This is a genomic window from Pseudomonas sp. NBRC 111133 (genome assembly GCF_001320605.1).
GTDB classification, from domain to species: Bacteria; Pseudomonadota; Gammaproteobacteria; order Pseudomonadales; family Pseudomonadaceae; genus Aquipseudomonas; species Aquipseudomonas monteilii.
This window is the reverse complement of the sequence record NZ_BCBJ01000127.1, coordinates 24279-33207: the sequence shown is the minus strand read 5'-3', so window position 1 is coordinate 33207 and position 8929 is coordinate 24279. Positions and strand designations below refer to the sequence as shown.

At 55.5% G+C, this 8929-nt stretch carries 7 protein-coding genes and 2 pseudogenes; 8 read left to right on the top strand and 1 reads right to left on the bottom strand.

The features are described 5' to 3' along the window. Positions 1 to 6: 6 nt before the first annotated feature. A protein-coding gene (locus APH36_RS31360; protein WP_156342220.1) for an IS3 family transposase occupies positions 7 to 1169 on the bottom strand; the annotation gives its coding sequence in 2 pieces (ribosomal slippage) (positions 7 to 914 and positions 914 to 1169; 1164 coding nt in all). A 96-nt stretch (positions 1170 to 1265) separates the two neighbouring features. On the opposite strand from APH36_RS31360, the gene APH36_RS27655 reads away from it, so the two are divergent. The 8 genes and pseudogenes from APH36_RS27655 to APH36_RS31350 all read left to right on the top strand — a co-directional run. Continuing rightward, positions 1266 to 2411, top strand: coding sequence for a site-specific integrase (locus APH36_RS27655; RefSeq protein WP_041506144.1), 1146 nt, complete (start codon positions 1266 to 1268; stop codon positions 2409 to 2411). Beyond that, a complete protein-coding gene (locus APH36_RS27650) occupies positions 2411 to 4087 on the top strand; it encodes a hypothetical protein (RefSeq protein WP_041506143.1) in 1677 nt (558 codons plus the stop codon). Before APH36_RS27655 ends, APH36_RS27650 begins: the two co-directional genes overlap by 1 nt. After that, the gene (locus tag APH36_RS27645; protein ID WP_041506142.1) at positions 4084 to 5973 is read left to right on the top strand and encodes an integrase; all 1890 of its coding nucleotides are present in this window, start codon (positions 4084 to 4086) and stop codon (positions 5971 to 5973) included. The genes APH36_RS27650 and APH36_RS27645 overlap by 4 nt, the downstream gene beginning before the upstream one ends. Beyond that, positions 5970 to 6377: a TetR/AcrR family transcriptional regulator gene (locus APH36_RS27640; RefSeq protein ID WP_041506141.1), complete on the top strand. Its 408-nt coding sequence runs from the start codon at positions 5970 to 5972 to the stop codon at positions 6375 to 6377. The genes APH36_RS27645 and APH36_RS27640 overlap by 4 nt, the downstream gene beginning before the upstream one ends. 651 nt (positions 6378 to 7028) lie before the next feature. Continuing rightward, complete coding sequence (locus tag APH36_RS27635; protein WP_041506140.1) at positions 7029 to 7505, top strand: cytochrome P460 family protein; 477 nt, start codon at positions 7029 to 7031, stop codon at positions 7503 to 7505. 357 nt (positions 7506 to 7862) lie between these two features. Next, positions 7863 to 8111 (top strand): annotated as a pseudogene (locus APH36_RS32910) (helix-turn-helix domain-containing protein); the annotation flags it as partial. Between the two features lie 88 nt (positions 8112 to 8199). Next, positions 8200 to 8544, top strand: a complete 345-nt coding sequence (gene tnpB, locus APH36_RS27625; protein ID WP_041506139.1) for an IS66 family insertion sequence element accessory protein TnpB — start codon at positions 8200 to 8202, stop codon at positions 8542 to 8544. 38 nt (positions 8545 to 8582) lie between these two features. Then, positions 8583 to 8915: pseudogene (locus APH36_RS31350) on the top strand (IS66 family transposase); the annotation flags it as partial. Positions 8916 to 8929: the final 14 nt, after the last annotated feature.

Here is an 8929-nt window from a genome sequence, read left to right as displayed (position 1 = left end):
TAGTGGTCAACTAATCCCGGACACCGGATTAAGTTTTTCCTCGGCAATCGCCGGAGGTAACCCACCGTTGAACTGATGCGGTCGCTCCCAGTTGTAGCGCTGCATCAGAAACCTGCCGATGTCCTGCTGTGCCTGCGCAGCACTCATGTAGCCCACACTTGGCACCCACTCCGTTTTCAGGCTGCGGAACAAACGCTCCATAGGCGCATTGTCCAGGCAATTACCTCTGCGGCTCATGCTTTGCTTGAAGCGGTAACGCCACAACCGCTGACGAAAAGCTCGGCTGCCATACTGGCTGCCCTGATCACTGTGAAACAGTACATTCTGCGGCCGCCCGCGGTGCTCGTACGCCATGTCCAGCGCCTTGATGACCAATTCGCTGTCCGGTTTGGGTGAAAACGCCCAGCCCACCATGCGACGTGCAAAAAGGTCGATAACTGCCGCCACATAGTGCCACTGGCCTTGAGCCCACACATACGTGATGTCGCCGCACCATACTTGATTCGGTGCCGTAACATCGAATGCGCGCTCCAGCACGTTCGGGATGTCAGGGCGCTCTACTGTGGCCTTCTTGTAGGCATGTGAACCCGGTTGCTTACTGATCAGCTTCATTTCGCGCATCAACTTGCGCACCTTGAAGCGGCCGATCTGAATGCCTTCTCGGCGCATCATGCACATGATGGTTCGACTACCTGCGGCACTACGGCTCTGTGTAAATAGCTCGTTAACCCGAACGCGCAGTGCCAGTCGCGCAACGTCCGGAGATCGCCGTTTATGGCAATGCGCGTAGTAACACGAGCGAGTGACTTCAAACACCGAGCAGAGTAATTCGACAGGCTCCTCGCGGCGGAGCTGATCAATCAACGCGAGCGCTCGTGTTCCTCGGCCATCAAGAGCGCGGTAGCCTTTTTTAAAATCGATTTCTCCCGTTCCAGCCGGTTGATCCGAGCTTCCAACTCTTGGATCTTCTGCTGCTCGGGGGTCAGCGCCTTGCTCGTTGGCGTAGCACCGCCACGTTCTGACTGGAGTTGATTCACCCAGCGGCGCAGCGCCGATTCAACCAAGTCGAGCGACCGGGCGGCTTCAGTAAGGCTATAGCCCTGGTCGAGCACCAGGCCGGCTGCCTCGCGCTTGAATTCGGGGGTGAAAGTACGTCGTTGTCTGCTCATCGAACACCTCTGTGTGGCGACCATTTTCGCCTAAAAAGGTGTCCGGGGTTAGTAGACCACTACATTGGTTTAGATCATAGGTTGGGGGGGCGGTTGATGGAGCTTGTGTGGGCTACTGAACTCTTGGTGATTGGCGGTCGCCCGTATCCAGGCTTTCCGATCTTGCTTTGGGACACGATGGACAGTTGCGTTCCTGCCAATGAATTCATGCGCCACTTTCTATTGCGGGGAGCCATTGGGTCGCGGAAATCTTGGCCAAGCACGGGGCGTGCTCTTTACGACTTTTTCAGTTTCCTTCAGGCACATGAGCTCGACTGGCGAGACGTAGATCGTGGCGAGGCCAAGAGTGTCGTTGCCGGTTACCGGGACTACTGCCTGGTGGAGTGTCAGTTGGCCCGATCAACAACCCGGCAACGACTCCACTATATCTGCAAGTTTTATGAGTATGCCCAGCAGCAGGAATGGGTGAGCAGACTGCCGTTTGGTTATGAGGAGCGGAAGATCAAGCGGGCTCCCGGCTTTCTTGCACACATCGATGCCAGCGGCGGAAAGGCAATGGTGAACGACGTCATGCCGCGTCAGCATCGGGTGCTGCCGAAGTTCCTCAGCATGGATGAGATTAAGGAGTTGCTGGAGAAGGCGGAAAATCCGCATCACCGAATGATGATTCGACTTGGACTTCAGACTGGCCTGCGGCGAGCGGAAATCGCCTCTTTTCCGTTGGCGTATGTCTTCGATCCGGACAAAGCCGGTAGGCACGAGCGCAACATCCGGATTCGCCTTGATCCACACGATGGTCACGGAATGCGAACGAAGGGAAGCAAGCCGCGTGACATCTATATCAGTCGACGCTTTCTCGCGGATCTGTACCGGTATGTAGTGCAGGTTCGTGGTGAGCGGGCTTCACTGAGTCGTACTCAACACAAATCGCTGTTCTTGAATCAGTTCGGTGAGCCCTACGCCGATGATGGTAAACGCATCGAACGCATTGTCCGAGAAATTGGCAAGCGTGCGGATATCAAGGTTCATACGCACATGCTTCGCCACACCTACGCGACCCATACTCTGGTCGCCCTTCAGCGCAATGGCAGCAGCCTGGAACCGCTCGTGTTTGTGCAGCGGCAGCTCGGTCATAGTTCGATCCAGACGACGATGGTGTACCTGCACTTGGTCAACGAACTGGCCGACAACGCGGTGCTGGCTTACGACGATGAACTGTCTGACGACTTGGGAGCTGTTTAATGGGGAAGCGCAAGGTCTTCTTAAAGACCGACCTCAATATCCCGCAAGTCGAGCATAGTCACGACGCGAACGGGTCTGTCATTGTTCTGCCCGAAGTGATTCCACCTGTCCACACAAAGGTCAATTTCGGAAGGAATGCCACGCGTTCCCGAGGCATCGACTTCGCTTTCTGGTACGGCGTGGGTATCGATTCAATCACGTATGCCTGTCAGCGACAGACTGAACGCTTTCTGGCCCAGCAGGACACTGGGGTCGAAGCGAGTACCGTAGCAAGCTTCTGTAAAGGCGGTTTACGCCACTTCCTTAACTTCATGATTTTGCGTGCAACCGCGCTCAGCCGTGAGTTGACCCTGAACGCCATCGATCGCGCATTGATTGACGATTTTCTTGGCTACCTTGCTGGATTGGGCATTACCACGCTTAGCCAGAGTACTCACTACACCGGTATGAAGTGCGTCCTTCACGCGTTGGGCCGCAGAGGGATAATTTCGTTGGTCACCACAGGGGACGATGCGACGTTTCCGCGAAACCCGTTCCCAAACAGTGGCAAGAGTAAGGGGGAAACGCCACTACCGAAACGTCAGCGACAAGCGTTCACCTCAGCATTAAAACAGGCGACCCTGCCAATCTGGAATGAAGACGCCGTTGTGACAGGTGAGCTACTGGCTTATGCCTTGTTGACCGTTGCGCTGCACACCGGGCGTAACGCCACGCCGCTGCTGGAGATGGGGCACGATTGCCTGCGCGCTCACCCCAAAGACAACAGTGTCTTTTTGGTCCTCTGGAAACGTCGCGGACACAGCAGCAGTAAAGTGGCTCTGCGCGCAGAGAGCGCCACTGAGCGTCGTCTGGAGTCGACCCCAACCATCAAAACCAACATTGAACGCCTGATCCGCCGTGTCCTTGCTCACAGTGAAACGCTGCGTGCGGAGGCTCCGAACGACATCAAGGATTGCGTTTGGCTGTATCGCGTGCACCGTGGTCCAGGCGTCGGCACGGTCATTGTCCTGACGGATTCAGCGTTGAAACTAGCGGCCAAAAAATTGGTGACTGATTATGGACTCGTCGATACGGATGGTCGGCCGCTGCGCATCAACATCTCTCGACTACGTAAAACGTTTGCCAACCGAATATTCGAATTGCTCGCGGGTGACCTGATGACCACGGCCATCGCGCTTGGTAACACACCACAGGTGGCCGGACGAAATTACTTGGCACCTAGCGCAGACGCGAGGCGCAACTGGCAGTTTATGGGCGAGATAATGGTTCAGGAACTGCTCAGCCGGACCATTGGCGCTACTTACAAAACTACCCCAATGGGGCGCTGTGGTGATCCGGTGAACGGCCAATATGCACCAAAACGTGAGGGGGAAGCGTGCTTCTCATTCCTCAACTGTCTGCGATGCAAACATTACGCGGTCACGGGAGACGATTTGCACCGGCTATTTAGTTTTTACTTCCGTGTGTTTGCGGAGCGTACCCGCATGAACAAGCGGCGTTGGGCGCAGGAATACGCGCATATTCCTCGATTGATTGACGACTATATCGTGGCTGAAGGGCTGCGGCGTGGAACCTTCAAATCGGCCGTCGTTGAAGCTGCTCGCGAGCAGGCTCGCCGCGATCCGCACCCGTTTTGGTCGTCCGATGTAGTGGAAAGTCTGGAGATGTTTGCATGAGCAAAAGCAATGTGGCCATGTTGCCTTGGGCAAGCATCGAACTACAACCAGGGGATATACGTGAGTTGCCCGAGGGCGACCGCGAAGCACTCATTGTCAGCGCCATCCATGTTGATGGCCACTGGGTCATCCTCAGTCGCTATCGCGACAACATTTGGCAGCTCGAAGGGTTGACTAGCAATGTACCGGACAACATGAGGAATTTGGACTTCAATCGAGTACCCGCTGCGTTTGTAACGGTGATGAAGTCCCTCTTGTACCGCTACCTACGGCGCGGTCGCGCAGGGCAGAAGCGTCCCGTGGCAAGTACTTTGCGCAATGTTTTTGAAAATGTATTGCCCTTTCTACGGTATCTAAGCGCGCTTAAGCTCGGTCACTTCGGCGCTGTAACGCCCATGATCTGTGCAAATTACGTCGCCGAGTGCAAGGAGATCCGACAGACGCGTCGCAATCGGGGGCAGGCGCTGTCTCCGGCGGCCCTTGAACGTCGTTTTATGTCAGTCGAGGCGCTTCATGAACTCAGTCAGTACACCAACGACCCAATCCCAAGACATCCCTGGCCTGATACATCGGCGAGAGCCCTGGCCGGTAGAGCCTCCCTCAACAGTGAGGCCGGCAAAACGCCGTTGATACCAGATGAGGTGTTTTGTACTTTGTTCGAGAAGGCCTATGAACAGGTTCAGCGCGGTGAGCGTCTGCTCGATCTGCGCGACGCCCTCGATAGCGTCGCAGTAGCGCGCAAGGGACAGGTGATCAGATCAGTTCAGGAGCATAAGGTTCGCCAGCTGACGGCTCTTGGGTGGGAAGGCGGGCTTGAGACATTCAACCAAGCGATTAAAGATTTGAGAACTGCCTCCTATATCGTTCTGGCCAGCACCTCCGGTTGCCGGAATCATGAGTTGGCCAACGTAAAATCTGGCGCGCACCACCGTACGGAAGACGATGAAGGCACGGTCTTCCACTGGCTGCGCTCCACATCGGAAAAAACCGATACCGGCGTGCACGACTGGATGATTCCAGAAATTGCTGTGCACGTGTTGCGCCTAATGGAGCGTTGGGCCGAGCCGTACCAGGCGATGATCGACGCTGAGATCGCCGAGCGAAGAATGCTTAACTCGAGTGATCCGCAAATCGCCACGGCGCAGAAGCATCAGCAGGCTCTCTTTCTCGGGGTGGCTGCCACGAAGCGTAATCAAGTTCGTACCCTCTCGGGTTCGGCATGGAACATGTGCCTCAAAGCGTTCGCGAAGAGCTGTGGTCTGATCTGGATCTTAGCCAGCCATCAATTTCGCCGTAAATTCGCCAACTACGCAGCGCATAGCCAGTTTGGCGACCTGCGTTACCTGCGTGAGCATTTCGCGCACTGGTCCATGGACATGACCTTGGGCTACGCCATGGATCAAGATTGGGGGCAGCATCTCGATATCGAACTGTACGAAGACATCCAGTCAGAACTCGAAGACATCAAGTCCGAGGTCGTCGGTACTTGGCTGGGGGACACACCACTGACTGGCGGCTACGGTCGATCGATCAAGCATTGGCAGCGCGATTCGGCGAACCTCGCGATCTTCAAGAACCACGCCTCGATGGTGACCTCGATTGCTGAGAGCACCGCGATTCGAAGTAATGGTCATGCCTGGTGTACCGCCGCCGATGATCGTTGCGTCGGCAACACCATGGAGCGAACGCGCTGCGGCGACTGCAACAACGCCGTGATTGGAGGTGCCCATGTTGGTATCTACCAGCGTCTTTATGGCAACTTGAAGGGGTTGTTGGATTGCAACGATATTGGTGACGGTGGTCGACAGCGCGTATTGCGTGATTTGGATCGCTGTCGTGACGTGCTTATGCAGCTTGGATACGACCCGGAGGCGAACGTAGTATGACGATCAAACGCAAGCCCTCGGACGCCCGCGAGCGGGATTTGCAACTCGCGCTCGCGCGCATCCAGCGTGGTCGGACGCACACCGGAGAATCCAAGGTCACCATCGCCGCGGTGGCGCGTGAGGCCGGTGTTTCGACGGCGCTGATCCACAATCACTACCCAAATATCGCCGAAGCGATCCGTGAAGCTCAGGGACGTTCGAGTCGTGCTCAGCGGGATGTGAAACACCAGGATCTCTTGGCTGAACGCGAGAAAAATCGAATGCTCCGCCAAGAGAATGAGGAGCTACGCGTGAAGATTGCCAACCTCGCCTCGATTAACGAGGTATTGATAGCCGAGACCCGTGTTCTAAAGGCAAAGCAGAGCGACCCCAAGGTAGTAGATCTACCCTCGGGCAAGTTGTAATTCCGTAAGCTCTCGCTCTCTAAATGTGCTACGAAAATGCTCTGATACTCCCTCCAAGTATGTTCTGTCCGTCGGACGGAATCTGCCAGAAGGGAAGGACTTACAAAAAAATCACTGGGGAGTGTCAGCCAAACAACATGCCGCAGACGAATCGTTTCAAGAAGTGTGCCCATAACCGTCCGTCCAACACACCTTCCTGATCCCAACGCTAAGGGCGATTGTGTGCAAGTGATGCGACTGCTGTTCAGTGGGAATGTGATCTGGCAACGTATCGGTCGGCAACCCATTGAGCAGCAGGTCCCCTCAACACCAGTGTTCCTCGATGCATAATTTGACGAGATAGAGGTAGCAAGCTCTAATTCCAGTAATGCATCGTGGCGATGCTCTAAAGCCAGCGATAGAGGAGTCGGACATGAGCAAGGCTCTGTTTTTTACAACAGCTCTCCGATGTAGTGTCTGTAGAACAGCAGTACTCCAGCGCTCTCGACCCGGCGCGCAATCAGGTTGCAGTGACGCTTCTCGGTGATCAGCAAGGACGCATCGCCCAGGCGGAGGGGTTTAGCGTGAAGTCGGCACCTGCGCTGGTATCGACCACCAATCATTCACATCAACTTCGGTGCCGCGCTCGCGGACTGAAGTACTGAGGCAACCATGAAGCGCTTACTCGCTGCACTGACACTGGCAACCCTCGTCAACCCTGTCCTGGCGACAGATGCGGAAGTGCCGTACCCGACCGGCTACCGCGACTGGCACCACGTCAAGAGTATGGTCATTGACCAGGGACATCCGCTTTACGAAGCCTTCGGCGGCATCCATCACCTGTATGCCAATAAGCAAGCGATGGAAGGTTACCGATCAGGTAAGTTTCCGGATGGCGCGGTCATCGTGTTCGATTTGCTGGACGCGAAGCGGGCCGACAATGCTGTGACCGAAGGAGCGCGCAAGGTTGTGGGCGTCATGCACAAGGATGCGAAGCAGTTCAGTGCGACGGGGGGCTGGGGGTTCGAAGGCTTCGGCAGCGGTGACTCAGCCAATCGCGTCGTGCGTGCCAAGGCGACGACCGCCTGCTTTGCCTGCCATACCCCGCAAAAAGATCACGACTACGTGTTCAGCCGCTTGCGTGACTGAGCGAGAAACATCGACAGTTTTGCGGTGGTCTCAGAGTGACAAATGAGCCAATGGTTCAATAAGGTTTCTGAAATTAATGCGACTTTTCTCAAATTAACGCAGACTTCATATTCGCCTGCTAGCTGAAGCCTTCAATTGATGTGGCGGGGGTAACGCAATCTCTCAAGAATGAAACTCTTGGTCGGATTTACCTTGTTGGGTGGTCGTCATGATGCTCGGACGTTTGCCCTTTACGCGGCGCTGCTCCAAGCGTGACATGGTTCAAAATCATTCATACTGGTTAAAATTGGTTCAGGCTGAATCAATTTACAACCCTAACGAATAGAGCTTACTTGTTTGAGTATTCATATGGATTGAATTGGCTGTCGATTACGAAGCGAAAGGGAGCGCTTACGTCTTTCGCAACGTGCGTTTGGTCAATTAGGTGGTGTGGAGGCAAACGCTGAAGGCAAATACGAAAGTGGCAAACGCATGCCTAAAGCTGATTATCTCGCAGCCATCACGAATCACGGTGTAGACATTCTCTTCGTGCTCACCGGCACGAATACGCCGATTTCTGCCGACAGTCTCAACCAAGTCGAAAAAAAGATACTGGTTAGCTTCAGAACCTTCGGGCATGGGCAGCCCGTAAGCTGCGCATCACTGGCACGCCTGACCCGCAGACCCTGCAACTCATCTTGCAGCAGTTATTGCGATGATTTCTCCTCCCGCTGGAGCCCGCATCTGGATCGCCGCCGGTGTCACGGACATGCGCCGTGGCTTCGACGGTTTAGCCGCACTGGTGCAGACTCAGCTTAAAGCCGATCCGTTCTCCGGTCAGATTTTCGCCTTTCGCGGACGGCGCGGTGACCGGATCAAATTGCTGTGGTGGGACGGCGACGGGTTGTGCCTGTTTTGCAAACGGCTGGAACAAGGGCGCTTCGTCTGGCCGCAAGCAACCAGCGGCAGCGTGTCGCTGACGGCTGCGCAGTTGTCGATGCTGTTGGAAGGCATTGATTGGCGCAGGCCAATTCGTACAGCACCTGTCCTCGCGGTCTGACTTGCCACGCTGAAAAAAATCCCAAGTAACATTCGGTCATGACTCTCGCGACCGACTCTCTGCCTAACGATCTTCAAGTCTTGAAGGCTCTGGTCTCTGCCCAGCGGGCAGAGATTGAGCGCTTGAAAATGATGATCGCCAAGCTGCGTCGTACGCAGTTCGGTCGCAGCTCCGAGCAACTGGACGCGATGATCGATCAGCTCCAACTGAGTCTTGAAGAGTTGCAAGTCAGCCAGACGGAACTGACGCCGCCAACCGAACCGCCACCTCGCCCTATCTCTCGGCGCAAGCCATTACCTGAACACCTGCCTCGCGAAATTCACGTCCATCAGCCCGAATCACAATGTTCTGGTTGCGGTGGGAAACTTCGCCTGCCGTCAGTGCC

Excerpts from the sequence above, each read along its gene's own strand:
- APH36_RS27640 (WP_041506141.1), top strand. The coding sequence starts at position 5,970 with ATGACGATCAAACGCAAGCCCTCGGACGCCCGCGAGCGGGATTTGCAA.
- APH36_RS27650 (WP_041506143.1), top strand. The coding sequence starts at position 2,411 with ATGGGGAAGCGCAAGGTCTTCTTAAAGACCGACCTCAATATCCCGCAA.
- APH36_RS27655 (WP_041506144.1), top strand. The coding sequence starts at position 1,266 with ATGGAGCTTGTGTGGGCTACTGAACTCTTGGTGATTGGCGGTCGCCCG.
- APH36_RS27645 (WP_041506142.1), top strand. The coding sequence starts at position 4,084 with ATGAGCAAAAGCAATGTGGCCATGTTGCCTTGGGCAAGCATCGAACTA.
- tnpB (WP_041506139.1), top strand. The coding sequence starts at position 8,200 with ATGATTTCTCCTCCCGCTGGAGCCCGCATCTGGATCGCCGCCGGTGTC.
- APH36_RS27635 (WP_041506140.1), top strand. The coding sequence starts at position 7,029 with ATGAAGCGCTTACTCGCTGCACTGACACTGGCAACCCTCGTCAACCCT.